Source organism: Rhodococcus sp. DK176, assembly GCF_038447315.2.
In the GTDB taxonomy this organism is placed as follows: domain Bacteria; phylum Actinomycetota; class Actinomycetes; order Mycobacteriales; family Mycobacteriaceae; genus Rhodococcus_F; species Rhodococcus_F jostii_A.
The window spans coordinates 7,015,471-7,041,123 of record NZ_CP118321.2 but is presented as its reverse complement, the minus strand read 5'-3'; the positions used below and the strand labels follow the sequence as shown (position 1 = coordinate 7,041,123).

Genomic DNA, 25,653 nt, shown 5'->3' with positions numbered 1-25,653 from the left:
TGCCGCGAGGGGGTGACCGTTGTCCGGCGCGGTGCCCTCGTCGCCGGTTGGTGGGATGCCTAGGATTGGTGACCATGGCCGGAGGAACATCGTGACCGCACGCTCTGTGGAGCAGCACGCCCAGCACGTCGCCGAACTCCTCGCGACGCTCCATGAGCGCCCGGCCGAGGAGATTCCGCTCGGCGAGGCGCTCGGGCGCGCCCTCGCCGCCGACGTTCACTCCCCCGTCGACCTGCCGTTGTTCCGGAATTCGCAGATGGACGGATACGCGGTCGACGCCGCGTCCGTCGCGTCGGTCCCGGCCGTGCTGCCGGTGCTGGGCGTGATCGCCGCGGGACCGGCCGGCGCCACCGCCCACACACCCGGGACCGCATACCGGATCATGACCGGTGCGCCGATCCCCGACGGCGCCGACGCCGTCGTCCCGGTGGAGGACACGCAGACCACGGACGGACAGGTTCGCATCGAACGCTCGCGCACCGCGGGCGAATTCGTGCGCGAGCGCGGTAGCGACGTCCGGGAGGGCACGCTCCTGCTGCCCGCCGGCAGTGTTCTCGCCGCCCGGCACATCGCCGTCCTCGCCGCCGTCGGCCTGCAGCGTGTCCCGGTGCGTCCGCGTCCCCGCATCGCCGTGATCACCACGGGCGCGGAACTGGTGGACGCGGGGACCACACTGCACCCCGGAGAGATCTACGACTCCAACGGAATCGCCCTCGCGTCGAGCGCCAGGGCCAACGGCGCCGAGGTCGTTTCGATCACCCGCAGCGGCGACGACCCGGCCGAGTTCCGGACCCTGCTCGCGGAGGCGACCACCACCGCCGATCTGGTCCTCACCTCCGGCGGGGTGTCGATGGGCGACTTCGAGGTGGTCAAGGAGACGCTCTCGCCGCTCGGCGCACAGTTCGGTCACGTCGCGATGCAACCGGGCGGCCCGCAGGGCACCGCCGTCGTGGACGGAACGCCCGTCCTCAACTTTCCCGGGAACCCGGTGAGCACCCTCGTCTCGTTCGAGGTGTTCGCGCGTCCCGAGATCCGGCGCGCGGCCGGGCTCCCCCCGACCGAACCCGAGGAGCTGCCGCTTGCCGCGGCCGTCACCTCCATTCCCGGCAAGCGGCAATTCCTCCGCGCACGCCGCACCGACGCCGGAGTCGAACTCGTGTCCGGCCCCGGTTCCCATCTCGTCGCCGCGATGGCATGGGCGGACGTCCTCCTCGACGTTCCCGCCGACGTCACCGCGCTCGACGCCGGACAACTCGTGAAGGTGATCCCCCTATGAGCGACCTGACGCACCTCGACAGTGAGGGCCGCGCCCGCATGGTCGATGTGAGCGCGAAAGCGGACACGACCCGAATTGCGGTGGCCGCCGGGCAATTGGTCACCACACCCGCGGTGATCGAACTGGTCCGCGCCGACGATCTGCCCAAGGCGGACGTTCTCGCGACGGCCAGGATCGCCGGGATCGCGGGTGCGAAGAAGACGTCCGAGCTGATTCCGCTGTGCCATCAGCTCGCGCTGTCGTCGGTGAAACTGGAGTTCGGGTTCACGGGCGACGCCATCACGATCGAGGCCACCGCGAAGACGAAGGGCCCGACGGGCGTCGAGATGGAGGCCCTCACCGCCGTGGCGGTGGCCGGGTTGACGTTGCACGACATGGTGAAAGCCGTCGACCCCGCCGCGACACTGGACGGTGTCCGATTGCTCACCAAGGACGGCGGCAAACGCGGACACTGGACGCGTGAGCAGCAGAGTCCCGAAACCCCCACGGTGACACCGCGGTCCGCGGCCGTACTGGTCGCCTCGACCGGCGGCGCCAAGGGCACACGGGCAGACACGACCGGCCCGGTGATCGCCGCGTGGCTCGAGGACCGCGGCTTCACCACCCGGGGCCCGCTGGTCTATGCGGACGCCGACATCGCCGTCGGCCTCGCCGACGCACTGTCCGGCAATCCGGCGCTGATCATCAGTACCGGCGGTACCGGCGTCTCCCCCACGGATGCCACCCCGGAGGCCACCCGTGCGGTGCTCGACCGAGAACTCCCCGGTGTGGCCGACGCCATCCGGAACCGCGGGACGGAGGTGACGCCGCACGCCTCGCTGAGCCGCGGACTCGCCGGTGTGGCGAACGGCACAGTCGTGGTGAATCTGCCCGGCTCACCGGGTGGCGTCAAGGACGGATTGTCCGTCCTCGACCCCATCGTCGACCACCTTCTCGCTCAGGTCGCAGGCGGAGGTGCGCACGATGAGTGACATCCTCGCCCAGATCTCGGATCAGCCCCTCGATCCCGCCGTCGTCGACGCCGTCGTGGCCGGGCCCGAGCACGGCGCCGTGGTGGTGTTCACCGGCGTCGTCCGCAACCACGATGGCGGACAATCCGTTTCGGCCCTCGAGTACCAGTCGCACCCGGACGCCGAGCGCTTCCTCCGTACCGTCTGCGAGGAGGTCGCGGCGTCGACCGGACTGCCCGTGGCCGCCGTCCACCGGGTCGGGTCCCTCACCGTCGGCGACCTCGCGGTGGTCGCCGCGGTCGCCGCACCACACCGCGCCCAGGCGTTCGCCGCGTGCGCCGAACTGGTCGAACGGATCAAGCACGAGGTACCCATCTGGAAGCGGCAGAAGTTCGCCGACGGGGCCTCGGAATGGGTCGGTTTGTGAGTCCTCGGTCGGACCGGTCGGCTGTCACCGGGTAGAGTGGCGATCACTAGGTGACCACGACGGTCATCGAGCGTCGTAGAACGCATTCAGTTCGGTCACCCGAATCCTGTTGGATGTGCACCACCGCATCCGCTCTTCTTACGGCGAAGAAGCTTGCCGACCGGCAACGCCGCCAACCTGTGCTCGAGCTCCGACGGAGACCTTCCGTATCGGCCCTCCGGGCACAACCCTGTGCCCGAAAGGCCTGACCACTTGTCTGATACACATACTCCCGACACGACGTTCGCTGCGCTCGGCGTCCGCGAACCACTGGTGAAAGCACTCGCCGACAAGGGGATCACCTCCCCGTTCCCGATCCAGGTCGACACCCTCCCCGACACGCTGTCGGGCCGCGACGTGCTCGGCCGGGGCAAGACGGGCAGCGGTAAGACGCTCGCCTTCTCCATTCCGATGGTGTCCCGCCTCGCGGGCGAACTGTCCGGCGGAAAGCGCCGCCCGGGCCGCCCGGTGGGCCTGATCCTGGCCCCCACCCGTGAGCTCGCCACGCAGATCACCGCAGCCCTCGAGCCCCTCGCCGCCGCCTACGACCTGCGGGTCACCACCATCTTCGGTGGTGTCTCCCAGAACCGTCAGGTGAGCGCTCTCAAGGCCGGCGTCGACATCGTCGTCGCGTGCCCCGGACGGCTCGAAGACCTGATGAAGCAGAAGTTCGTGAGCCTCGACGCCGTCGAGATCACCGTGCTCGACGAGGCCGATCACATGGCCGACCTCGGCTTTCTGCCCGTCGTCACCCGCATCCTCACCGCGACCCCCCAGCACGGGCAGCGGCTGCTGTTCTCCGCCACGCTGGACAACGGCGTCGACAAGCTGGTGAAGCGGTTCCTGAAGAACGAGGTCCTGCACTCGGTCGACGAGGCGAACTCGCCCGTCGCCGCCATGACGCACCACGTGTTCGACGTGGACGGCGTCGAAGCCAAGCGGAAGCTGGTCGAGCGGCTGGCGTCCGGAACCGGACGCCGGATCCTGTTCATGCGCACCAAGCACCAGGCCCGCAAGCTGGCCCGTCAGCTCACCGAGGCGGGAATCCCCTCGGTCGACCTGCACGGCAACCTGTCGCAGGCGGCCCGTGACCGCAACCTCGCGTCGTTCTCCGCCGGTGAGGCACGCGTGCTGGTGGCCACCGACGTCGCAGCGCGCGGCGTCCACGTCGACGACGTGCAGTTGGTCGTCCACGTCGATCCGCCCGCCGAGCACAAGGCATACCTGCACCGTTCCGGTCGCACCGCACGCGCGGGCAGCGCCGGCGACGTCGTGACGGTCGTGCTGCCCGAGCAGCGCAAGGACCTCGCGCTCCTGATGCGCAAGGCCGCGATCAAGGTGACCCCTCTCCGCAGCACCGCGGATTCCGCGCACGTGCTCGACCTGGTCGGCGCCATCGCACCGCACGTCACCCCCGCCCCCAAGGCGGCGGCGCCGGCGTCGAACGGCGGCGGACGCAATCAGCGACCGGGCGGCGCCCAGGGTGGACGCGGCGGTCAGGACGGTCGCGCACACGGCCAGGGCGGCGGGGCACGTCGCTCCCGCTCCGGCGGTGCCGGACGCCCGCGCGCCGCGTCGTCCACGGGCGGTGGAACCCGCACGGCGTCCGCGGCCGGCTCACGCCGCCGTCAGGGCTAGAACTTTTCGAGGTGGACGGCGTCGGCCAGTGGCCGGCGCCCCCGCCACCCGAAGCGCTCGAGGTCCGGCACCTGCTGGAACTCGGCAACCTTCCCCACGCACAGCCAGGCGATGGGGCGCACCGGGTCGGGGATGCCCAGCAGTTCGGTGAGATACGGCTCGTCGTAGAACGACACCCAGCCGACGCCGACGTTCTCGGCTGCCGCGGCGAGCCACAGGTTCTGGATCGCGAGCACCGCGGAGAACAGACCGGTGTCGTCGACCGTGTGCCTGCCGAGGATGTGTTCGCCCCCTCGGCTCCGGTCGTAGGTGACGACGACTCCCATACCGCTCTCGCAGATCCCCTCGATCTTGATGGGATCGAACTTCTTCTTCCGGTCCTCGGGCAGCGAGTCCGCGAAACGCCGCCGGGCGCCGGCCACATGATCGGCGAACGTGGTCAGCGTCGCGGTGTCGCGCACGACGACGAAATCCCACGGCTGCGTGTTGCCCACGCTGGGGGCGCAGTGCGCCGCACCCAGGATGCGGTCGAGCACGGCGGCCGCGATCGGCTCCCCGGTGAACTCGGCCCGCACGTCGCGGCGACGACGGATCGCGTCGTACACGGACAGCGCGGGCTCGGGATTCGTTTCAGGACTACACGCAGACTCGGTCACGCGGTCACGGTATAGCGGTGCACGCCCAGCATCGCGCCGGGGTCCGCCTCGTCTCCCTCCGCCACGACGCAGTCCGCGAGCCGGGTCCGCACGTGCTCGGCCTCGATGTCGGCGCCGATGAGCACCAGCTGGGTCGCCCGCTCCTCGCCGGGTTCCCAGCGCGTCGACGTGAATCTGATGTGCGGGCCGACCGTCTGCACTTCGAACTTCCGCGACTGTCCGGGCACCGCGAAGTGCACGAATCCCTTGATCCGGTAGATCCCGACCGGTCGCTTCTCGAGGAACTCGACGAGCCGACGCGGATCGATCGGGTCGTCGGAGGCGAAATCGACTGCCTCGTAGGACGAGTGCAGGTGATCGTGGTCTTCGCAGTGATCGTGCTGGTCGAGCAGGAGCTGGTCGAGGGTGAGCTGCTCCCCCGCCGCCGGTTCACGCCCGGGTTCACGGTCGAACAGCAGGGTGGGCTCGATCCTGCCGTGTGCGGTGGTCAGGACGGGCGCGCGGTCGTTGTAGTCGCGGACCATCGCCTGCACGGCGGCGCGTCGGCCGTCGTCGATGCGGTCCGTCTTGTTCAGGATCACGAGGTCGGCGAGCGTGACGTGCTTGCCGAGGTCCGGGTGCTGCGCCGACATGTCCTCGAACTGCTCACCGTCGACCATCACGACGAGGCCGCCGTACACGACGTGCGGGTTGGTGCTGCCGAGAACGAGCCGAATCATGTTGCGCGGCTCGGCAAGTCCGCTCGCCTCGACGATGATGACGTCGATCTGCGACGTGGGATGGGCGAGGCGGTCCAGCATCTCGTCCATGTCGCTGACGTCCACGGCGCAGCACATGCAGCCGTTGCTCAGCGACACCATGGAATCGACCTGACCGGCCACCAGCATCGAATCGATGTTCACGGCGCCGAAGTCGTTGACGATGACGCCGACCCGGACCCCGCGGTTGTTGCGCAGCACGTGGTTGAGCAGTGTCGTCTTTCCCGAACCGAGGAATCCGGCGACGATGACGACGGGAATCCGCTTCTTCGCCAACGCTGCGACCTCCGTGGGACCTCGACGATCTACCGGGCGCCCATCCTAGCGTCCCGCCCCCGCGGAGAGGATCGCCGCGTCGACGTCGGCAGCGGGCGTCATCGGCAGCGCGTGATGTGTGGCGCCGGGGATCGTCGTGACCGTGGCCGACGGGAGCAACCGGCGGACGTTCGCCGCCACCCTGCCCGGATCGTGCGCCCGACTGCCCCCGGCAAGCACCACGGCAGTGCGCGAGGTCAGCCTCGCCAGCGCCTCGGCCTTCGGGCGCGGCGGCACCATGAGCGCAGTGCGGCCGAAAGCGGCCGCCCCGAGCGCGCTCACGGCCAGCCACCGCGGGTCGACTCCGGTGCCCGCGGTCTCCCAGCCGATCAGACTCCGCTGCCGCTTCTCCGTCGGCCTGATCAGCGCCGGCACCGCACGGAGCAGATACCTCGGGCTCATGCCCGCAAAGCAGGACGTCGGGTCGAGCAGCACCAGGCTGTCGACGCGACGGGAATCGTGCAGCGCGTAGGCGAGGGCGATCATGGCGCCGTACGAATGACCGACCACCGCGGACGCGTTCACCCCGAGGTGGTCGAGCACCGCGTCCAGCCACTCGAACAGGTTGAGGGCCGTGCGCAGCGGTACACCGTCGTTCACACTGCGCCCCACATCGCCCATGACGTCCACCGCGAACACCCGGTGACTGCGGGCGAGCGCCGCGACGTTCCCGATCCACACGGTCGACGTCGCCCCGCCCCCGGGCAGCAGCAGAAGCGACGCCCCCGACTCGGGTCCGCACACGTTCACCCGGGTGGACCCGAACCGCGTCGGGACGTCGACGGGGGTGACGTCCACCGGCCACTCGTCCAGCAGCGCGTCGTAGGCGGCGAAGAAGTCGTCGACTGCCTTCATCAGCCCTCCTCGGTTATCTCGACAATTGAGATACTAGACAAACGAAGGAAAAGTCGCAGTAGATTGCAGAGCGTGGACCCGGACGAAGGCGCGCAGACCGTGCACCGGCTGCGCGCACTGGCAGTCGAGCTGAATCTGCTCGGCGCCGAATTCGCGCAACTGCACGGACTGCACACCACCGATCTGCGCGCCCTGATCTGCATCCTCGACGCCGACCGGGCGGGACTCGTCGCCACACCCGGATGGCTCGGAAGTCAGCTCGGCATCAACTCCGCCTCGGTCACCGCCCTGCTCGACCGCATGGAGAAGGCAGACCTGATCCGGCGCGACCGGGACGCCGACGACCGCCGCAGGTCGTTGCTCGCGGTCACACCCCGCGCCGTCGACCTCGGTCGGGCGTTCTTCGGGCCGCTCATCGACCGGACGGCCTCCGTCCTCGACGACTTCGACGCCCCCGAAAGGGCCACCATTTCCCGGTTTCTCGACGGCGTGAACCGTGCGGTCACCGTCGAACGCCAGGCCGGCGCTCAGCGCACGGACGGCGCGGAGTCGAGGTCGCGGACACGACGCGCGGGCGACCCCGCGTAGAGCCCGTTCGGCGCGCAGTCGCGGGTGACCACCGTGCCCGCCCCGATGACACATCCGTCCCCCACCGTCACTCCGGGAAGGATGATCGCGCCCGCGCCGATCCAGCACCCGTCGCCGACCACGATCGGACGGTCGACCACCCGCCCGCCCCGGCCGTCGCTCGGACCGATCTCGTGAGTGCTCGTGATGAACTGCGCGCGGTGCCCGACAGCAACCTGCCTGCCGAGCGTGATGGGCGCGGTGCCGTCGAACAGCACTCCGCGGTTGACGAACGTCCCCAGCCCCATCGTGACGTCCCTGCTGCCGAAATAGCAGCCGGAATAGATACCGGCTCCCCACACTTTCGCGCCCGCCGCCATCAGCAGGAGAACGCGAAGCCACACGGGGACGAACGCGGAGGCCTGGACGATGGTGACGAACCGCATCCCGTCACCCTATCGCCACGGTGCCGGTTCGATACCGGAAGTTGCTCGTCGTTAACTGCGACACCGCCCGAAGATCCGAGGCGCGGCGTACGATGTGGGCGCCAACGAAGATGCCCGAGGGGGGACAGTGAGACAACTGGATAGCGACGGATTCGCTGCACTGATGGAGTCCATCCCCCACGCGATCAGCGTTCACGACCGGGAACGAAACCTCGTGTTCAGCAACCCCGCCTGCGCGGCCCTGATCGGCTACGACACCGCCGAATTCGCAGACCTCGAACACGAGCAACTGTTCCACCCCGACGACGCCGAGCTGTGGGGCACCATGCTCGCCCGGGTTCTGGGCACGGAAAGCACCAGCGCGACAGCACATCTGCGCATCCGCCACCGGGAAGGCCACTGGATCTGGGTGCGCGTCGCGGCGTCCACGTTCACCGCAGGTGCCGAGAGGTTGGTCGCCCTCGTGCTCCAGGACGAATCCGACACGATCTGGGGCAACCCCACGGCCGCGAGGCAACCGATCCGATAACCGCCCGCTCACCGACCGTCGCCGGACGCCGTGCCACTACACGGCGGAGTCCGGACGGTCGCGCCGCAGCGCCGGCAGAAATGGGTGCGGTGCCCACCGTTGGTCGACGTCGCGCACCCACACACCTCCCACCCCACCAGGCACGTGTTGGCGGCCAGCGCGTGCCCGTTCGGACAGCGCCCCGGCGCGGTTTCGGTTCTGGCGGCCACACGCCCAACCTACCTCGCGATCGAACATATGTGCGAGCTCGACCCGGACCGCCGTCGCTGCGGTGGGCGGTCACATGTAGTTGCCGGGCGACCCGTCCTCCTGCCCGTCCTCCCGCTCCACCAGGAACCAGCTCCCGGGGGCGTAGATCAGCTCCCGGGCGGCACGGACGATGACGAGCGCCCCGGACTCGTGGATGCTGTAGCTGTCGTCGTCGCCGAAGTCGGTGACGGCGAACTCCGCCAATTGGTCGAATGATCGATGCGTCACAGTGAATGTCATGACGCCAGTGTCCCACCGGGACAAGGGGATGAACGAGGAAAGCCTCCCACCCGCATGGTCTGCGGATGAGAGGCTTCTCTCGAAAGTGGAGCTAAGGGGACTCGAACCCCTGACCCCCACACTGCCAGTGTGGTGCGCTACCAGCTGCGCCATAGCCCCGTATTCGGTTGTTCTCTGCACTCGGAATGACTTCCTCCGTGCTCGAAGAAAGTTACACCATTGCCGACCGGGCCAACAAATCGCCTGGTCAGAGGCGCTTCGCGCCCGTGCGTGGTTAAGGAGTCCAGACACTCGTCAACCGCGCACGGGCGGCGGAGCCGCCTACAGCTGCGACACCCAGTTCTCGTTGGAGAGTGCATCGATCACGGTGCCGTCCTTGACCACGGCAGGGGTGCCGGTAGCGCCGCTCGCGGCGAGGGCCTGACGGCCCGCCTCGGCGTGCGCACGGGCCTGCTCGACCTTCGCACCGGTGGTGATGCACTGGACGGCCTCGTCGGACGCTCCGGCGTCGCCGGCGATCTGCGCGAGCTCCTCGTTGGTGTGATCGGAGCTGCCGTTCTCCTTCGGCTGGTTCGACGGCGAGAACAGCGCCGCGTGGAACGCCGAATACGCCACGGCGTCACCGGTTTCTGCGACGCACTCGGACGCCGCGACGGCGCGGGTGGAGTAGTCACCGCTGGCCGAGAGCTGGTCGAGGAAGTTCAGGACGTGATAGCGGACCGCCACCTTGCCGTCGTCGACGGCCTGCGCGAGTTCCTGGCCGTTCTTGTTCTCGAGTTCGGCGCAGTACGGGCACATGGGATCTTCGAACAGATCGACCGTGGTGGCCACGTCGGGGCGGCCGAGACGCACGACGCCGTCATCCTGCAGCGCCACCTGGACCTCGGAGTTCTGGACCCCGCCGTAACCGTCGTTGCGCGGCTTGCTGCGGTTGCTCTGCCAGATCACACCACCGATGACCAGTACGGCAATGACCAGTACGGCGAGCCCACCGAGAATGTAGGTGGACCGGCTGGATTCCGGCTGCGGGTTGTACTTGTTCTTCGAGCTCACGTGGATGCAGTCCTTCGACGTCGGATCGATTTACCGAATGCTTACTCTGCCACCGCCTGCTGAGGGGTCACTGAGAAAGTGGTGCGGGAGCCGAGCCCCAGCGCGGACGGGCTGCGGGGGAAGACGATCAGCCACACAGCCAGTGCGAGGAAGCCCACATCCCGAAGGATTTCCTTGGCGTAGTCCCAGCCGTTCACGTCGGCCGCACCGCCGCCGCCGAAGCATCCGCAGTCGATGGACAGTCCGCGGGCCCACACCGAGACGATCACGGCGATGAGAACGAGCAGGAGCGCGGCGGACACCGCGGCCGTGGCGCGGACGGCGAGCCCGATCAGCAGAAACAGCCCGAGGGCGATCTCGAAGAACGGCAGCGTGTTCGCGACCGGCCGGACGAGGTCCTCGGGAAGCAGTTGGTAGGCGCGGACCGCGATGATCGTCTGGGCGGGGTCGGCGACTTTGAGTGCGCCGGAGACCAGCCAGACGGCGGCGAGAGACAGCCGGGCGAGAAGGGAGACGACCTTGATCCACACCCGAACGAGCGTACCGAAGACGCCGGTCAGACCGCCTCGACCGACACCTTGGGCGCCGGCTTGTTCGGCACGAGCAGCCAGCCCACTGCGGCGAGGAGCATGACCCCGCCGGTCACGCCGAATGCGACCGCGTACGACAAGTGCTGGGCGAGCAGACCCGCCCCGACCGGTCCGAGGACTCCGCCGACGTCGGCGACCATCTGGAAGGTGGCCAGCACGGGACCGCCGCGGGACTTCGCGCCCACGACGTCGGCGACCGCGGCTTGCTGCGCGGGACTCATCACTCCGGAACCGACGCCTGCGATGCCGGACAGCACCAGGAACACGAGCAGGTTCTCGCTGAGGCCCATCCCGACGGTGCTGGCGCCGCACACCAGCAGTCCGAGCAGGACGAACAGCTTCCGGCCGTAGACGTCGGACAACCGCCCGGACACGATGAGGACGAGCGCGTTGCCGACGGCGAAGACGGTGAGGGCGATGCCGGCGAGGGCGGCGTCGCGGTGCAGCGCCTCGACGACGAACAGCGGGACCATCGCCACCCGCACGCCGAAGATCACCCCACCGAACGCGAAATTGGAGCCGAGCGCGGCGCGATAGACGGGTTGCCCGAGGGCCTCCCGCAGCGTCATGGCGGCTCCGGCGGCGGTGGCGTCGGGCGCCGTCAGGTGCGAACCCCGCAGGCTGACGAAGACGACCGCGGCCGCGATGACGAGGGCGATCGCGTAGATGACGAACGGAACCCGGAGCCCGAATCCGACGAGCAGCCCGCCGACGAGGGGTCCGGAGATCGATCCCATCAGGAAGCTCGTCGCGTACAGCCCCGACACTCGACCGCGGCTGTCCACCGGTGCGATGCGGATCACCAGGCCCATCGCCGACACCGTGAACATCGTCGAGCCGATGCCCCCGAGTGCGCGGAAGACGAGCAATTGCCAGTAGTCCCCCGCGACCGCGCAGGCGGCGGTCGAGGCGGCGACGATCAGGAGTCCGGTGATGTAGACCGGCCGCTCCCCCAGTTTCTGCACGAGCCGGCCGCTGACCGGGGCGAAGACCAGGCGCATGAACGCGAAGGACGAGATCACGACGGTGGCCGCCGTCACGCTCACGTCGAAGCTGCGGGCGAACTGCGGGAGGGCCGGTGCGACGATCCCGAATCCGAGTGCGATGACGAAGCTGGCCGAGACCAGCACCCAGATTTCCGAGGGGAGCCGCGGGCTGCGCCCGGCGGGCAGCCCGGCTGCGCGAGTGTTCATAGTTGAATCCGATGGTAGGTGCCCCACCTTCGGCGGCAGCACCTACCCCGGCCGAACGTCTACTTCAGGACGTCGGCCACCAGCTCCTTGGCCGCCGCCTGCACCTGCGCGAGATGGTCCGGGCCTTTGAACGATTCGGCATAGATCTTGTACACGTCCTCGGTACCCGACGGCCGCGCCGCGAACCACGCCGACTCGGTGGTGACCTTCAGCCCACCGAGGGCGGCCCCGTTACCCGGGGCACTCGTCAGCGTCGCGGTGATCGGCTCCCCCGCCAGTTCGGTGGCCGACACCTGTTCGGGCGACAGCTTGGCCAGCACCGCCTTCTGCTCCCGGGTGGCGGGGGCATCGATGCGCGCGTAGGCGGGGCTGCCGAACTGCTCTGCGAGTTCCCGGTACCGCACCGAGGGTGTCTTGCCGGTCACCGCCGTCATCTCCGAGGCGAGCAGGGCCAGGATGATCCCGTCCTTGTCGGTGGTCCACACCCCGCCGTCGTGGCGCAGGAACGACGCACCCGCACTCTCCTCGCCACCGAAGCCGAGCGAGCCCTCGAGAAGTCCGGGGACGAACCACTTGAATCCCACCGGCACCTCCAGCAGTTCGCGGCCGAGGCTTCCGACCACCCGGTCGATCATCGACGAACTGACGAGCGTCTTGCCCACCTTCACCGTCGAACCCCACCCCGTGCGGTGCGAGAACAGGTAGTCGATGGCCACCGCGAGGTAGTGGTTGGGATTCATCAGTCCCCCATCGGGAGTGACGATCCCGTGCCGGTCCGCGTCGGCATCGTTTCCGGTGGAGATGTCGAACCGGTCCTTGGCTCCGATCAGCGAGGCCATGGCGTCGGGCGACGAGCAGTCCATGCGGATCTTGCCGTCGGTGTCGAGGGTCATGAACCGCCACGTGGCATCGACGAGCGGATTGACGACCTCGAGATCGAGCCGATGGGTGTCGGCGATCGCACCCCAGTAGTCGACGCTCGCTCCGCCCAGCGGGTCGGCGCCGATCCGGACTCCGGCGCTCCGGATGGCCTCGAGATCGAGGACGCTCGGCAGGTCGTCGATGTAGAAGCGGAGGAAGTCGTACCGCTCGGCCCGCTGGATCGCCCGGTCCGCGGACACTCTCCGCACACCCGAGAGGTCCCGGCGGAGTAACTCGTTGGCACGGTCGGCGATGATCGTCGTCGCCTCGGAGCCGGCGGGGCCACCGTGCGGCGGGTTGTACTTGAAGCCGCCGTCGCGGGGCGGGTTGTGTGACGGCGTCACGACGATGCCGTCGGCCTGCGACTCCGGGCCGCTGCGGTTGTAGCGGAGAATCGCGTGACTGACCGCGGGGGTCGGGGTGTACCGGTCCCGCGAATCGATCAGCACCGTCACGTCGTTCGCGGCCAGCACCTCGAGAGCCGACGTCCACGCCGGCTCCGACAGGGCGTGGGTGTCGCGCCCGACGAACAGCGGTCCGTCGATGCCCTGGGACGCCCGGTACTCGACGATGGCCTGGGTTGTGGCCAGGATGTGTGCCTCGTTGAAGGCGTTGTCGAGGCTCGACCCCCGGTGCCCCGATGTCCCGAACACCACCTGCTGCAAGGGATTCTCGGGGTCGGGCACGCCGCTGTAGTACGCGGTCACCAGGTGCGCGATGTCTACGAGATCCTCCGGCAGTGCCACCTGACCCGCTCTGTCGTGCGCCACGAGACCTCCTGGAAATTCATCGGGATCGAACTCGACTACCCACCCATCCTGCACCCTCGCACCGGAGTCTGCCCTCAAGACGTCAATCGGAATCCCAGCCAGGCGGCGGCCAGTCCGGCCGCCACACTCGCGACCACGTAGACGACGGACGGGAGCGCCCGCCGGATCCGCAGCAGTCCCACCGATTCCACCGCGAACGTCGAGTACGTGGTCAGTCCGCCGCAGAAGCCCGTGCCCAGCAAGGCGAACGTCTGCTCGGACAGCGATGCCCCCGACAGCAGTCCGAGGATCAGGCACCCGGCGACGTTCACGAGGAAGGTGGCCACCGGAAAGCTGCGATACGAGTCGACGTACCGGCCGGTGAGGTATCGCGTCGTCGCACCGAGCGCGCCGCCGAGGGCCACGAGCAGGACGGTCATGCCACCGCCTTCCGGGCCAGCCGATGCCGGTGACCGGCGAGCATCCCCAGCCGCGCCGCGAGCAGGGCAGGTATCAGGGTGGCCACCACGTAGAGCGTCGCGGTGACGGCGTCCTCCCGCACCGCGTCGACGGCGAACGTCGAGAACGTGGTGAAACCGCCGAGGACGCCGACGCCCAGGAACAGTCGCGACAACCGGTCAGGCCCGACCGTCTCGGCGAGGTAGCCGAGCAGCAGTGACCCGACCACGTTGATCAGAAGGACGGTCCAGATGCCCGGCCACAGCTCGGCCAGCAGAAATCTCGCGGACGCACCGAGCGCACCACCCAGGGCGACCACGGCCACCGGTTTCGTCAGGGACACGGCACACATCGTGTCACGGCGGCGGGGCGGGGTGTTCGAACTCCGCCGGGCACGAAAAAGTCCGGGCCGGACACCTGGTGGTGTCCGGCCCGGATCTGGTGGAGCTGCCGGGAATTGAACCCGGGTCCTCCGCAGCAAAGCTAGGGCTTCTCCGTGTGCAGTTTGCTATGTCTCTACTTGGATCTCCCAGTCTCGCAAACAAGCCAGGATGACGATCCCAGTCGCTGTTGGTTGTCCCATTCGACTCCGCGACCGAGTCGAACGGTAAAGCCCTCTAGCTGATGCCAGTACCCGGGCCGAGGGCGAACCCGGACTGACAGACACGCAGTCGCTACTTAGGCAGCGAGTGCGTAGTCGCGCTGATTGGAATCGGCGCTTATATGTTTGCAGCGACGCTTACGGTGGTCTCTTGCCTGCACCGACACGCTTCCCCTACCTCAACGTACGCAGTCGAAACCGTTCAGCCCCGTACGTGCCCCACGAGTCTCGCGGGGCCACCTAGTGTAACGCGAACCCGGTCCGGTTTCATCCCGGTTTTCCTCCCGAGTGTCGACGGCCGTATTTCAGCTGGCCACAGCGATCATTCCGACGGCCGCGAGGGCGAGGAGCATCCCCGCCTGCTGCATTCTGCTCACCCGTTCACCGAGCATCACCATCGCCAGCAGCACGGTGGCGGCGGGGTACAGCGATCCGATCACGCTGACGAGCGACAGCAGCCCGCCCTGGAACGCATACATCATGGCCGCATTGGCGAGGACGTCGAGGAAACTCACGTACACGGCGAGCTTGAGGGGTTCGCCGTGCGGGAGCACGAAGTGGCCGGCCGACAACGCGACGAGCCACACCACCGCGGTCGCCGCGGCACGGGACACGGCGAGCGCCCACATCCCGCCGTCGTCACCGATCTGGTGCAAGGACACGAAGGAGAGCGCGAACGCGATGCCGGATCCGACGGTCAGCAGCGCCACGGTCCGGGTGAAGCGCAGCACCCTGCCTCCGGCCACCTCCCCCGCGGTCTCGTCGGGAGATTCCCGGCTGACGAGGACCACGGCGACGAGGGCCACGACGATCCCGACGTACGCGATGGGCCCGGGCCGCTCACCGAATGCGAGCCCGATCAGCACCGGAATCCCCGCGACCAGCACGGCCGTCAACGGCGACACCACCGACATCGGTCCCGACGCCAGTGCGAGGTAGAACCACCAGACCGCCACGCCACCGGCCGCTCCCGCGAGAGCACCCCAGACGAGGGAGGACGAGGTGAGGGTGCCCCCGGCGAACGGGGCGATCGCGAGCACGATCAGCAGCGACAGCGGGTACGACACGATGACGACGCGAAGCGCCGCCACCCGGCGGGACGCGACTCCCCCGATGAAATCGCTCACGCCGTAACCGATCGCGGCCACGAGCGCGAGCAGGATCGATGTCAGCGCATGCCCTTGACTCGGCGGCCGAGTTCGCGGGTCACCTCACGCTCGGCGGTTCGCCTGGCCAGATCCTGGCGCTTGTCGTAGTCTTGCTTACCCTTCGCGAGCGCGAGCTCCACCTTGACCTTGCCGTCGGAGAAGTACATCGACAGGGGAACGAGGGTCTGGTTTCCCTCCCGCGTCTTGCCGACGAGATGCTCGATCTCCTGCTTGTGCAGCAGCAACTTCCGGGTTCGGCGCGGCGCGTGGTTGGTCCACGTGCCCTGCGTGTATTCGGGAATGTGCAGGGAGCGCAGCCAGACCTCACCGTCGTCGACGGTGGCGAACGCGTCGACCAGCGACGCCTTGCCCTCGCGCAGACTCTTCACCTCGGTACCGACGAGGGCGATTCCCGCCTCGTAGACGTCGAGGATGGTGTAGTTGTGACGCGCCTTGCGATTGGTCGCAATGACCTTGCGGCCCTTTTCCTTCACGTTCCGGGCCTTTCAGTCCGCGATGTCCGAGGTGAACAGTTCGTACCTCCAGCATAGGAGAAGAGGCAAACCGAATTATTCGCGGACGTACAAGCGCAGGGTCACGTACGCGGTGACGGCCGCCATTCCGACGCCCACGAGCACCAGCACCGGTGAGACGAACAGCACGTCGCTGTTGGAGATCCGGGCCACGATGTTGGCCTCGTACACGTCGGCGAGCACGTCGTCGATGAACATGTTCTTCGCGGTGAACAGGCCGACGATGGCGAGGACGGCACCCACCAGCGCGGCGACCACCGCCTCGAGCAGGAACGGCAACTGCGTGTACCAGCGGGTGGCACCGACCAGCCTCATGATGCCGACCTCGGTGCGCCGGGTGAACGCGGCGATCTGAACCATGTTCGCGATCAGCAGGATTGCCGCCACGGCCTGGACGATCGCGATCGCGAACGCGGCGTTGCGGACACCGTTGAGGACGCTGAAGAGCCGCTCCACCAGCTCGCGCTGGTTGAGGACGCTCTCGACTCCCGGGCGGGTGCCGAACTTCTCGTTGATCACGCCGAACCGCTCGGGGTCGCTGAGCTTGACCTTGAACGAGGCCGGGAAGCTGTCGGGGCTGACGAGCGCGGCGAGCTCGGGCTGATCCTTGAACACCCGCTCCGTCGCGTCCTTCACGGCGTCGTCCCGGTTGAGGTACTCCACCGACACCACCGACGGGGTCTCGTCCAGTTCCGTGCGCAGCGTCTTGCAGATCTCCCCCTCGCAGCCCGGGTCCGACGTGGAGATGTCGTCGGTGAGGAAGATCTGCACCTCGACGCGGTCCAGGAAGATCTGCTGAGTCTTGCCGGCCATCTGCACCACCAGCAACCCGCTGCCGAACAGGCCGAGCGAGATCGCGGTGGTGAGGATCATCGCGATGGTCATGGTGACGTTGCGACGGAGTCCGGTCAGGACCTCACTGAAAATGAAACTGGCACGCATCGGGGAATCAGAGTCCTTCGTAGGAGGCTTGGGGACAGTACTGAAGCTGGAGTGCAGGGAGGGCGGCTAACGCCCCACGCCGTACACACCCCGAGCCTCGTCGCGCACCACTCTGCCGAGGTCCAGCTCCACCACGCGACGGCGCATCGAGTCGACGATGTGGTGGTCGTGGGTGGCCATCACCACCGTCGTTCCGGTGCGGTTGATCCGTTCGAGCAGCAGCATGATGTCCTGGCTCGTCTCCGGGTCGAGGTTTCCGGTGGGCTCGTCGCACAGGAGCACCAGCGGCCGGTTCACGAACGCCCGCGCGATCGCGACGCGCTGCTGCTCACCGCCCGACAGTTCGGTGGGGAGACGGTCCGCCTTCCCGGACAGCCCGACCATCTCGAGCACCTCGGGGACGGTCCGGGAGATCATCGCGCGCGGCTTCCCGATCACCTCGAGCGCGAACGCGACGTTCTCGGACACGGTCTTCTTCTGCAGGAGCCGGAAGTCCTGGAAGACGACGCCCATGCTCTGCCGCAGCTTCGGCACGCGCCGGGCAGAAAGCTTGTTGACGTGGAAGTCCGCGATGTGAATGTCACCCGACGTCGGCGACTCCTCCTTGAGGAGCAGGCGCATGAACGTCGACTTTCCCGACCCCGACGGGCCGATGAGGAAGACGAACTCGCCCTTGTCCACCTCGACGCTCACCTTGTCCAGGGCGGGCCTCGTGGAGGTCTTGTACGACTTCGACACATTCTCGACGCTGATCACGAGGAGCCAGTCTAGACGTTATCGAACAGTGACCAAATGGAGCGACGCGCGGACGTCATCGTCCGCTCTGCGACGTCGTCGGGACGGAGGACGTGGTCGGCGGTGTGCCCGTCGGCGGAGGCGGGAACGGGTTGGGAATCCCGAACGGCAACGTCGGGGTGGACGTCACCTGACTCGTCCCGGTGGGCTCCGTCTCCTGCGGGATCGCCTCGGGTGTCGTCTCGGTGGTCGTGACCGTCTCCGACGTCGACTCGGTCGTCGGCTCGATCTCGGACGTCGGCAGCGTGGTCTCCTGAAGGGGCGCCTCCCGGGTGGGCACGACAGCCGGCGCGACAGGGCCCTGGACCACCTCTTCGGCCGGGTTCAGATACGTGTACAGCGTGTACAGCACCACCCAGAGGATGCACAGCACCAGCGTCGACGTCCGTACCCGTCCGCCGAAGATCTTGGCGGGAAGGAACGACGAGTGCAGAATCCGGTCCAGTCCGCGCCGGGGTTCGTCGGTCATCCCTCGCCCTCCGCTGCCCGGACCGTCTGGAGGTCCGGTTCGACGGTGATCCCCTGCCGTCTCATCGCGGTGGCGATGCGCACGCGCAGCGCGCGACCGACCTGGAACTGCTTACCCGGCAGGGTTCGCGCCACGACGCGAACGCTGACCTCGTCGACCGTCAGACTCTCCACTCCCATCACCGTCGGTTCGTCGAGCAATAGCTTCTTCAGCCCGCGATCCGCGAAGGCCTCGACACCGACCTGGTGCAGCACCTCGTTGACCCGGTTGATGTCCGACGTGGCCGGGACCGGCACGTCGATCACGGCGCGCGCCCAGTCCTTGGACAGGTTGATCGCCTTGACGATCTGGCCGTTGGGAACGGTGATGACCTCACCGTCCGAGTTCCGCATCCGGGTGACCCGGAGCGTGACGTCCTCGATCACGCCCTCGGCGTCTTCCGACGACCCCGTCACCGCGAGTTGCACCGTGTCACCGAAGCCGTACTGGCGTTCGGTGATGATGAAGAAGCCGGCGAGGATGTCCTGCACCACGCGCTGCGCGCCGAAACCGAGTGCCGCACCGAGCACGGTGGCCGGGGCCACCAGGCTACCGATCGGCAGGCTCAACTGGTCCAGCACCTTCATCGTCGCGATGACGTAGATGATGGTGATGATCACCCAGGTGATCACCTGCGCCACCGAGTGCCGGTGCTTCGTCGCCTCGGACCGGACGAGGGCGTCGCCCTGCATGTAGTTGCTGTCGATCCGGTCGGTGACCTTGCTGCCGCCCCAATTGACGAATCGCGCCATCAGGATCGCTCCGAGGACGGTGAGCGACACAGCAAGCCCCGTCGACGAGAGCCAGTCGAGCAGGTTCTGGGTGGGAGCGAACATCGCCGCCGTCGCTTCCATAGGTATTAGGACGCCTGATTCTCGCGCATCCGCCACCGGATGCCGGATTCGAGGAAACCGTCGATGTCACCGTCGAGCACCGCCGACGGGTTGTTGACTTCGTACTCGGTGCGCAGATCCTTGACCATCTGGTACGGGTGCAGCACGTAGGACCGCATCTGATTACCCCAGGAACTGCCGCCGTCGCCCTTGAGCGCGTCCATCTCGGCGCGCTCCTCCTTGCGCTTGACCTCGAGCAGCTTCGCCTGCAGGACGCGCATCGCCGACACCTTGTTCTGCAGCTGCGACTTCTCGTTCTGACAGGTCACGACGATGCCGGTCGGAATGTGTGTCAACCGGACCGCGGAGTCGGTGGTATTGACGGACTGCCCACCGGGACCCGAGGAGCGGTACACGTCGACGCGGACGTCGTTCTCGTTGACGTCGATGTGGTCGGTGGTCTCGACCACGGGCAGAACCTCGACCTCGGCGAACGACGTCTGCCGGCGACCCTGGTTGTCGAACGGGCTGATCCGGACCAACCGGTGCGTGCCCATCTCGACGGACAGCGTTCCGTAGCTGTAGGGCGCCTTGACCGCGAACGTCGCGCTCTTGATGCCGGCCTCTTCGGCGTAGGACGTGTCGTAGACCTCGACCCCGTAACCGTGCTTCTCCGCCCAGCGGACGTACATGCGCATCAGCATCTCGGCCCAGTCGGCGGCGTCGACGCCACCGGCGCCGGATCGGATGTTGACCAGTGCGTCACGCTCGTCGTACTCGCCGGAGAGCATCGTCTTGACTTCCATCGCGGCGATGTCCTCGCGCAGGCTGTGCCGCTCGGCGTCGGCGTCGGCAATGGCGTCGGCGCCCTCGTCCTCGGCGAGTTCGTAGAGCACCGGCATGTCGTCGAGCCGCGTCCGCAGTTCCTCGACGCGGCGCAGTTCGGCCTGGGAATGCGAGAGCTGGCTGGTGACCTGCTGGGCGTGCTCCTGGTCGTTCCACAGCTCCGGATCGGCGGCCTGGTGTTCGAGCTCGTCGATGCGGCGGCGCAACTCCTCCACGTCCAGCACCGATTCGACGGTACGGAGGGTGGTGTCGAGCTCGCTGAGGTCTGCGGATACGTCGGGATGCACGGTTCCCAAGGCTACCGGGTGCGCGCCCGGGCCCTCTCACCCCTGCTTCCCAGCCGAAGTCACCCCTTCGGATCACGTCGAGTCGAACCCTTGCGGACCCCGGACACCCCTTGTTACATGCACGAGTACGCACATGTTTGTGCCGCCATTCCGGACGGAGTCGAAATGACCGTGACCGACCAGTACCTGAAGAACAACGAGGAGTACGCCGCCGGATTCACCGGGCCACTCCCCCTCCCCCCGAGCAAGCACGTCGCGGTCCTCGCCTGCATGGACGCGCGTCTGGACGTCTACCGGGTCCTCGGCATCCAGGAGGGTGAATCGCACGTCATCCGCAACGCCGGCGGTGTGGTGACGGACGACGAGATCCGGTCGCTCGCGATCAGCCAGCGACTGCTCGGCACCACCGAGATCATCCTCATCCACCACACGGACTGCGGGATGCTCACGTTCACGGACGACGACTTCAAGAAGTCCATCCAGGACGAGGTCGGTATCAAGCCGGCCTGGTCGGCCGAGGCGTTCTCCGACCTCGACGAGGACGTCCGGCAGTCGCTGCGCCGCATCCAGTCCAGCCCGTTCATCACGGCGACCAGGTCCCTCCGCGGGTTCGTGTTCGACGTCGCCACCGGGAAGCTCGCGGAAGTGAAGATCGACTGAGTTCGCGCTGGCGCGGTACGAGTCGGCGGTACGAGTAATCTGGGCGACCGTGACCGACCTCCACGCCGACCTGCAGCTCGCCCTCCGAATCGCCGACGAGGCGGACGCGATCACCAGGGCCCGATTCGGGGCGCTCGACCTGTCGGTCGACGACAAGCCCGACCTCACGCCGGTCACCGACGCCGACCTGGCCGTGGAACGGGCAGTGCGTGCGACGCTGGACGCCGAGCGACCCGCCGATGCCGTGCTGGGTGAGGAGTTCGGCGGCGACGCGCAGTTCGCGGGACGCCAGTGGGTGGTCGACCCGATCGACGGGACGAAGAACTTCGTCCGCGGCGTCCCGATCTGGGCCACGCTGATCGCGTTGCTCGAGGACGGCGTTCCCACCGTCGGTGTGGTCAGCGCCCCGGCACTCGCGCGCCGCTGGTGGGCCGCGTCGGGCGCGGGCGCCTGGTCGACGTTCGACGGATCGGAGCCCGCCCGTCTCGCCGTCTCCGCCGTCGACCGACTGGGATCGGCCAGCCTGACGTTCTCGAGCCTGTCGGGATGGAAGGACCTGGGCATCCGCGAACAGTTCCTCTCCCTCACCGACGACGTGTGGCGGGTCCGCGGGTTCGGCGACTTCTTCTCCTACTGCCTGCTCGCCGAGGGCGCCGTCGACATCGCCGCCGAACCCGAGGTGTCGCTGTGGGACCTCGCGCCCCTCGACGTTCTGGTGCGCGAGGCCGGCGGCCGCTTCACCAACCTCGCCGGCGCCGACGGCCCGCACGGAGGCAGCGCACTGGCCACCAACACGCTGCTCCACGACGAGGCGCTGTCCCGCCTGCGCTCGAACTGACGTCGGGACCAGCACAGACAGCAGGTTCTGACAAGACTCCGACGGACGACTCCGGCTCCGCCATCCTCGGCCCCGAGGAGGACGGCGCGCCGGTCTCCGTCACGAAGAATTTCTCCTGAGCCAATTGCCGCCGCGATCCTCGCGGCGACAGGACCCAGGAGAATCGTGACTGCCCTCGCCCGACGTACCTTTCTGATGGGACTGGCGTCCGCGCCGTTCGCCCTGTCCGCTGCCTGCGCCTCCGGAGGATCGGACTCCCCTGCCCCCGTCGCCGGGGGAGGTTCGCCCGGCGACTCCCGATTCCGCCGTTGGCCGCTCCACCGTCGACGATTCGGGCGTCCGGCACTTCACGCTCACCGCGCGAGCGGGCACGTCCGAGATCCTGGCCGGTCGCAGGACCCCCACCTGGGGTTACGGCGAATCGATGCTCGGCCCGACCCTCCGCGCCCGACGGGGTGAAGGGGTTGCCTTCGCCGTCGACAACGAACTGCCCGAGCCGACGTCGGTGGCATGCACGTCCCGGCCAGGTGTGACGGCGGACCGCACCAGTCGACGAACCCGGCGCGCGGTGGGAGCCGTCGTGGACGGTGAACCAGCCTGCCGCCACGCTCTGGTATCACCCGCACCCGCACGGCTCGACCGAAAAGCACGTCTACCGCGGACTCGCCGGACCCTTCCTCGTCGACGACGACACGACCGACGCCCTCGCTCTACCGAGAACGTATGGCTTGGACGATATTCCGCTGATCATTCAGGACAGGCGGTTCACCGCGGACGGTGCCGGCCTCCGCCGGGCGCGCATCGCGACGTCGACCAGCGCGACCGCGCCGAAGTAGGGAACCAACTCGGAGAGCCCCCAGGCGTGCGCCGCGAACATCGGAACTGCGAGCCGGGGCGTTTCGCGGACGGTTGCAGGCACTTGAACTTACTCGATAGTAGACACCCACCTTACCGCTGAGTAAGATAGATCGTGTCCACGCCCGAACACCGAGAAACAGCTGGTGATCATGAGCAAGCAAGACACTGTTGCCCCCCACGACAGCGCGAAGCGGAAGCCCCGCGACACGTCCGCCGTCGGACTGAATCCGGTCAAGCGCGACGCCATGGGTGCCGCGATGCGTGTGCTGACCAAGATCACCGGTTCCGAGCTGGCCGAGAAGTACAACCTGCGCCAGACGATCGACCGGGTGACCTACGAAGGCACGAGGACCGGCTTCAAGACACTTGGCGCCGCGACCCGCGGGTTCCAGAAGGTGTCCGGCGGCGGTGCGCCGAAGCGCCTCCCCGACAACCCGACCGCCAAGGCCGGCTACTTCGACCTCACCCCGAGCGACGAGCAGCAGATGATCGTCGAGACCGTGCGTGAGTTCGCGGCCGAAATCCTGCGACCTGCGGGCCACGACGCCGACGCCGCCGCAGCGGCCCCGGCGGACCTCGTGAAGCGCGCCGCCGAACTGGGCATCACCCTCATCAACGTTCCCGAGGAACTCGACGGGGCCGCCGGCGAGCGCGGGGCCGTCACCAACTCCCTCGTCGCCGAGGCTCTCGCCCACGGCGACATGGGGCTCGCCCTGCCGATCCTCGCGCCGAGCGGCGTCGCCGTCGCCCTCACCCAGTGGGGCACCGACTCCCAGCAGAAGACCTACCTGCCCTCGTTCACGGGCGAGCAGGTTCCGAACGCCGCCGTGGTCGTCAACGAGCCACGCGCACTGTTCGATCCGTTCGCGTTGCAGACCAAAGCGGTTCGCTCCCCCAGCGGTTACAAGCTCAACGGCGTCAAGAGCCTCGTTCCCGCCGCCGCCTCGTCGGAGCTGTTCATCGTGGCAGCCGAACTCGACGGCAAGCCCTCGTTCTTCATCGTCGAGGCCGACACCAAGGGACTCGTCGTCGAGGCGGACCCGAGCATGGGGCTGCGCGCCGCGGGCCTCGGCCGGCTCAACCTCACCGATGTCGCGGTGCCCGAGTCGGGTCTGCTCGGCGACGCCGACGCCGACGTGCGGAAGACCGAGTACGCCGACGCCATCCGGCTCGCCCGCCTGGGCTGGGCGTCGCTCGCCGTCGGCACCGGACAGGCCGTTCTCGACTACGTGATCCCGTACGTCAACGAGCGGGTCGCGTTCGGCGAACCGATCAGCAACCGTCAGGCGGTCGCGTTCATGGTCGCGAACATCGGCATCGAACTCGACGGCCTGCGTCTGGTGACGTTGCGCGGCGCCTCGCGCGCCGAGCAGGGGCTCTCCTTCGCCCGCGAATCGGCCCTCGCCCGAAAGCTGGCATCCGAGAAGGGCATGCAGATCGGCCTCGACGGCGTCCAGCTGCTCGGTGGCCACGGTTACACCAAGGAACATCCCGTGGAGCGCTGGTACCGCGATCTGCGCGCCATCGGCGTCGCCGAGGGCATCGTCCTGATCTGAGCGCCGGATTCGAACTAAGGAAACTGTCATGATCAACCTCGAACTTCCCAAGAAGCTCAAAGCCTCCGCGAATCAGGCGCACCAGGTCGCCGCGGAAATTTTCCGGCCGATCTCCCGCAAGTACGATCTCGCGGAGCACGCCTACCCCAAGGAACTCGACACCATGGCCGCCATGGTGGAGGGACTCAACGACTCCGGTAAGGGTGCGGCGGGCGCCGCCCTCGGACGGGGAGACGAGCCGAAGGTCATCGGGAACGTCAACGGCGGCAACATGTCGTCGCTGATGAACGTCATCGAAACCTGCTGGGGCGATGTCGGTCTCACACTGGCGATCCCGTACCAGGGCCTGGGTAACTCGGCCATCGCCGCCGTCGCCACCGACGAGCAGCTCGAGCGTTTCGGCAAGGTGTGGGCCTCGATGGCCATCACCGAACCCGGCTTCGGTTCCGACTCCGCCGCCGTAACCACCACCGCGGTGCTCGACGGCGACGAGTACGTGCTCAACGGCGAGAAGATCTTCGTCACGGCCGGCGAGCGCTCCACGCACATCGTCGTGTGGGCCACCGTCGACAAGACGAAGGGCCGCGCCGCGATCAAGTCGTTCGTCGTCCCGCGCGACGCCCCGGGCCTGAGTGTCGCCCGCCTCGAGCACAAGCTGGGCATCAAGGCGTCCGACACCGCGGTACTGCTGCTGCAGGACTGCCGGATCCCCAAGGACAACCTGCTCGGCACGCCGGAGGTCAACGTCGAGAAGGGCTTCGCCGGCGTCATGCAGACGTTCGACAACACCCGACCGATCGTCGCCGGCATGGCGGTCGGCCTCGGCCGCGCCGCGCTCGAAGAACTGCGCAGCATCCTCTCCGACGCCGGTGTGGAGATCTCCTACGACACCCCCGCGTACAACCAGCACGCGGCCGCCGCCGAGTTCCTGCAGCTCGAGGCCGACTGGGAAGCCGCCTACCTGCTCGCTCTGCGCGCAACGTGGATGGCGGACAACAAGAAGCCGAACTCACTCGAAGCATCCATGTCGAAGGCGAAGGCCGGGCGCACCGGAACCGCCATTTCCCTCAAGGCCGTCGAACTCGCAGGCACTTTGGGCTACTCGGAGCGCCCGCTGCTCGAGAAGTGGGCGCGCGATTCCAAGATCCTCGACATCTTCGAGGGAACGCAGCAGATCCAGCAGCTGATCGTCGCTCGCCGTCTGCTCGGAAAGTCGTCCGCCGAGCTGAAGTAGCAGCTCGAGGGGACTTTCATCGAGGGGTGTAGCCCCCGCCGCGCTCACCTGCGGCGGGGGCTTCTTCGTGCGGGACATCCGGCTTCGCCGGACCGCGTGGCCGG

General features: G+C 68.0%; 28 protein-coding genes, 1 tRNA gene, 1 other RNA gene and 1 pseudogene. 11 read left to right on the top strand and 20 right to left on the bottom strand.

What is annotated here, in order from left to right:
* The first annotated feature begins 91 nt into the window (after positions 1 to 91).
* The 4 genes from glp to PSR88_RS32735 all read left to right on the top strand — a co-directional run bounded on the left by glp (position 92) and on the right by PSR88_RS32735 (position 4,330).
* The gene (gene glp, locus PSR88_RS32750) at positions 92 to 1,276 is read left to right on the top strand and encodes a gephyrin-like molybdotransferase Glp (protein WP_011598332.1); all 1,185 of its coding nucleotides are present in this window, start codon (positions 92 to 94) and stop codon (positions 1,274 to 1,276) included.
* Complete coding sequence (gene moaCB / locus PSR88_RS32745) at positions 1,273 to 2,247, top strand: bifunctional molybdenum cofactor biosynthesis protein MoaC/MoaB (RefSeq protein ID WP_016883128.1); 975 nt, start codon at positions 1,273 to 1,275, stop codon at positions 2,245 to 2,247. Before glp ends, moaCB begins: the two co-directional genes overlap by 4 nt.
* Complete coding sequence (locus PSR88_RS32740; RefSeq protein ID WP_011598330.1) at positions 2,240 to 2,653, top strand: molybdenum cofactor biosynthesis protein MoaE; 414 nt, start codon at positions 2,240 to 2,242, stop codon at positions 2,651 to 2,653. Before moaCB ends, PSR88_RS32740 begins: the two co-directional genes overlap by 8 nt.
* A gap of 252 nt (positions 2,654 to 2,905) precedes the next feature.
* Positions 2,906 to 4,330, top strand: a complete 1,425-nt coding sequence (locus tag PSR88_RS32735; RefSeq protein ID WP_029539449.1) for a DEAD/DEAH box helicase — start codon at positions 2,906 to 2,908, stop codon at positions 4,328 to 4,330.
* Here the strand turns inward: PSR88_RS32735 and bluB are convergent.
* From bluB to PSR88_RS32720, 3 genes are read right to left on the bottom strand one after another with little or no spacing between them, the layout of a single operon-like run.
* Positions 4,327 to 4,986: a 5,6-dimethylbenzimidazole synthase gene (bluB, locus tag PSR88_RS32730; protein WP_016883130.1), complete on the bottom strand. Its 660-nt coding sequence runs from the start codon at positions 4,984 to 4,986 to the stop codon at positions 4,327 to 4,329. The two genes, PSR88_RS32735 and bluB, sit on opposite strands and share 4 nt — an antisense overlap.
* A complete protein-coding gene (locus tag PSR88_RS32725) occupies positions 4,983 to 6,020 on the bottom strand; it encodes a CobW family GTP-binding protein (RefSeq protein WP_011598327.1) in 1,038 nt (345 codons plus the stop codon). The genes bluB and PSR88_RS32725 overlap by 4 nt, the downstream gene beginning before the upstream one ends.
* A 45-nt stretch (positions 6,021 to 6,065) precedes the next feature.
* A complete protein-coding gene (locus PSR88_RS32720; RefSeq protein ID WP_016883131.1) occupies positions 6,066 to 6,914 on the bottom strand; it encodes an alpha/beta fold hydrolase in 849 nt (282 codons plus the stop codon).
* A 63-nt stretch (positions 6,915 to 6,977) separates the two neighbouring features.
* Here PSR88_RS32720 and PSR88_RS32715 point away from each other — a divergent pair, with 63 nt between their 5' ends.
* Positions 6,978 to 7,502, top strand: a complete 525-nt coding sequence (locus PSR88_RS32715) for a MarR family winged helix-turn-helix transcriptional regulator (protein ID WP_016883132.1) — start codon at positions 6,978 to 6,980, stop codon at positions 7,500 to 7,502.
* Here PSR88_RS32715 and PSR88_RS32710 read toward each other — a convergent pair.
* Complete coding sequence (locus tag PSR88_RS32710) at positions 7,442 to 7,927, bottom strand: acyltransferase (RefSeq protein ID WP_016883133.1); 486 nt, start codon at positions 7,925 to 7,927, stop codon at positions 7,442 to 7,444. The two genes, PSR88_RS32715 and PSR88_RS32710, sit on opposite strands and share 61 nt — an antisense overlap.
* Positions 7,928 to 8,054: 127 nt before the next feature.
* Here PSR88_RS32710 and PSR88_RS32705 point away from each other — a divergent pair, with 127 nt between their 5' ends.
* Positions 8,055 to 8,456: a PAS domain S-box protein gene (locus PSR88_RS32705; protein WP_011598323.1), complete on the top strand. Its 402-nt coding sequence runs from the start codon at positions 8,055 to 8,057 to the stop codon at positions 8,454 to 8,456.
* Positions 8,457 to 8,735: 279 nt separating this feature from the next.
* On the opposite strand, the gene PSR88_RS32700 is transcribed toward PSR88_RS32705, so the two are convergent.
* From PSR88_RS32700 to prfB, 16 genes are all read right to left on the bottom strand, one after another.
* Positions 8,736 to 8,945 carry a hypothetical protein gene (locus PSR88_RS32700; protein WP_011598322.1) on the bottom strand — a complete coding sequence of 70 codons (210 nt, stop codon included), beginning with the start codon at positions 8,943 to 8,945 and terminating at the stop codon, positions 8,736 to 8,738.
* 86 nt (positions 8,946 to 9,031) lie between these two features.
* Positions 9,032 to 9,104: transfer RNA gene (locus PSR88_RS32695), tRNA-Ala, on the bottom strand.
* A gap of 162 nt (positions 9,105 to 9,266) precedes the next feature.
* The gene (locus PSR88_RS32690) at positions 9,267 to 9,998 is read right to left on the bottom strand and encodes a DsbA family protein (RefSeq protein WP_016883134.1); all 732 of its coding nucleotides are present in this window, start codon (positions 9,996 to 9,998) and stop codon (positions 9,267 to 9,269) included.
* 41 nt (positions 9,999 to 10,039) lie between these two features.
* Entirely contained in the window at positions 10,040 to 10,528 is a 489-nt protein-coding gene (locus PSR88_RS32685) for a MauE/DoxX family redox-associated membrane protein (RefSeq protein WP_016883135.1), read from the bottom strand.
* Between the two features lie 26 nt (positions 10,529 to 10,554).
* A complete protein-coding gene (locus PSR88_RS32680; RefSeq protein WP_009479612.1) occupies positions 10,555 to 11,781 on the bottom strand; it encodes an MFS transporter in 1,227 nt (408 codons plus the stop codon).
* Positions 11,782 to 11,840: 59 nt separating this feature from the next.
* The gene (gene pgm / locus PSR88_RS32675) at positions 11,841 to 13,472 is read right to left on the bottom strand and encodes a phosphoglucomutase (alpha-D-glucose-1,6-bisphosphate-dependent) (protein WP_009479611.1); all 1,632 of its coding nucleotides are present in this window, start codon (positions 13,470 to 13,472) and stop codon (positions 11,841 to 11,843) included.
* A gap of 74 nt (positions 13,473 to 13,546) precedes the next feature.
* Positions 13,547 to 13,891, bottom strand: a complete 345-nt coding sequence (gene crcB, locus PSR88_RS32670; RefSeq protein WP_011598317.1) for a fluoride efflux transporter CrcB — start codon at positions 13,889 to 13,891, stop codon at positions 13,547 to 13,549.
* Positions 13,888 to 14,262 carry a fluoride efflux transporter FluC gene (locus PSR88_RS32665; RefSeq protein ID WP_011598316.1) on the bottom strand — a complete coding sequence of 125 codons (375 nt, stop codon included), beginning with the start codon at positions 14,260 to 14,262 and terminating at the stop codon, positions 13,888 to 13,890. Before PSR88_RS32665 ends, crcB begins: the two co-directional genes overlap by 4 nt.
* 87 nt (positions 14,263 to 14,349) lie before the next feature.
* Positions 14,350 to 14,721, bottom strand: a transfer-messenger RNA (tmRNA) gene (gene ssrA, locus PSR88_RS32660).
* Positions 14,722 to 14,816: 95 nt separating this feature from the next.
* Positions 14,817 to 15,671, bottom strand: a complete 855-nt coding sequence (locus PSR88_RS32655; protein ID WP_081437489.1) for a DMT family transporter — start codon at positions 15,669 to 15,671, stop codon at positions 14,817 to 14,819.
* An 8-nt stretch (positions 15,672 to 15,679) separates the two neighbouring features.
* The gene (gene smpB / locus PSR88_RS32650) at positions 15,680 to 16,153 is read right to left on the bottom strand and encodes an SsrA-binding protein SmpB (RefSeq protein WP_009479609.1); all 474 of its coding nucleotides are present in this window, start codon (positions 16,151 to 16,153) and stop codon (positions 15,680 to 15,682) included.
* A gap of 75 nt (positions 16,154 to 16,228) precedes the next feature.
* Positions 16,229 to 17,134, bottom strand: coding sequence for a permease-like cell division protein FtsX (gene ftsX / locus PSR88_RS32645; protein ID WP_009479608.1), 906 nt, complete (start codon positions 17,132 to 17,134; stop codon positions 16,229 to 16,231).
* Between the two features lie 66 nt (positions 17,135 to 17,200).
* The gene (gene ftsE, locus PSR88_RS32640) at positions 17,201 to 17,890 is read right to left on the bottom strand and encodes a cell division ATP-binding protein FtsE (RefSeq protein WP_005240222.1); all 690 of its coding nucleotides are present in this window, start codon (positions 17,888 to 17,890) and stop codon (positions 17,201 to 17,203) included.
* A gap of 55 nt (positions 17,891 to 17,945) precedes the next feature.
* Entirely contained in the window at positions 17,946 to 18,398 is a 453-nt protein-coding gene (locus PSR88_RS32635; protein ID WP_009479607.1) for a hypothetical protein, read from the bottom strand.
* Positions 18,395 to 19,291, bottom strand: a complete 897-nt coding sequence (locus tag PSR88_RS32630) for a mechanosensitive ion channel family protein (RefSeq protein ID WP_005240218.1) — start codon at positions 19,289 to 19,291, stop codon at positions 18,395 to 18,397. The genes PSR88_RS32635 and PSR88_RS32630 overlap by 4 nt, the downstream gene beginning before the upstream one ends.
* A gap of 5 nt (positions 19,292 to 19,296) precedes the next feature.
* Positions 19,297 to 20,403 carry a peptide chain release factor 2 gene (gene prfB / locus PSR88_RS32625; protein ID WP_009479605.1) on the bottom strand — a complete coding sequence of 369 codons (1,107 nt, stop codon included), beginning with the start codon at positions 20,401 to 20,403 and terminating at the stop codon, positions 19,297 to 19,299.
* Between the two features lie 165 nt (positions 20,404 to 20,568).
* Here prfB and PSR88_RS32620 point away from each other — a divergent pair, with 165 nt between their 5' ends.
* From PSR88_RS32620 to PSR88_RS32600, 5 genes and pseudogenes are all read left to right on the top strand, one after another.
* Complete coding sequence (locus tag PSR88_RS32620; protein ID WP_016883137.1) at positions 20,569 to 21,063, top strand: beta-class carbonic anhydrase; 495 nt, start codon at positions 20,569 to 20,571, stop codon at positions 21,061 to 21,063.
* A 49-nt stretch (positions 21,064 to 21,112) separates the two neighbouring features.
* A complete protein-coding gene (hisN, locus tag PSR88_RS32615; protein ID WP_011598315.1) occupies positions 21,113 to 21,901 on the top strand; it encodes a histidinol-phosphatase in 789 nt (262 codons plus the stop codon).
* A 587-nt stretch (positions 21,902 to 22,488) separates the two neighbouring features.
* Positions 22,489 to 22,533, top strand: a pseudogene (locus PSR88_RS32610) (copper oxidase); the annotation flags it as partial.
* Positions 22,534 to 22,902: 369 nt separating this feature from the next.
* Positions 22,903 to 24,315 carry an acyl-CoA dehydrogenase family protein gene (locus PSR88_RS32605; RefSeq protein WP_016883139.1) on the top strand — a complete coding sequence of 471 codons (1,413 nt, stop codon included), beginning with the start codon at positions 22,903 to 22,905 and terminating at the stop codon, positions 24,313 to 24,315.
* 28 nt (positions 24,316 to 24,343) lie between these two features.
* Positions 24,344 to 25,549, top strand: a complete 1,206-nt coding sequence (locus tag PSR88_RS32600) for an acyl-CoA dehydrogenase family protein (protein ID WP_005240205.1) — start codon at positions 24,344 to 24,346, stop codon at positions 25,547 to 25,549.
* The last annotated feature ends 104 nt before the right edge of the window (positions 25,550 to 25,653 follow it).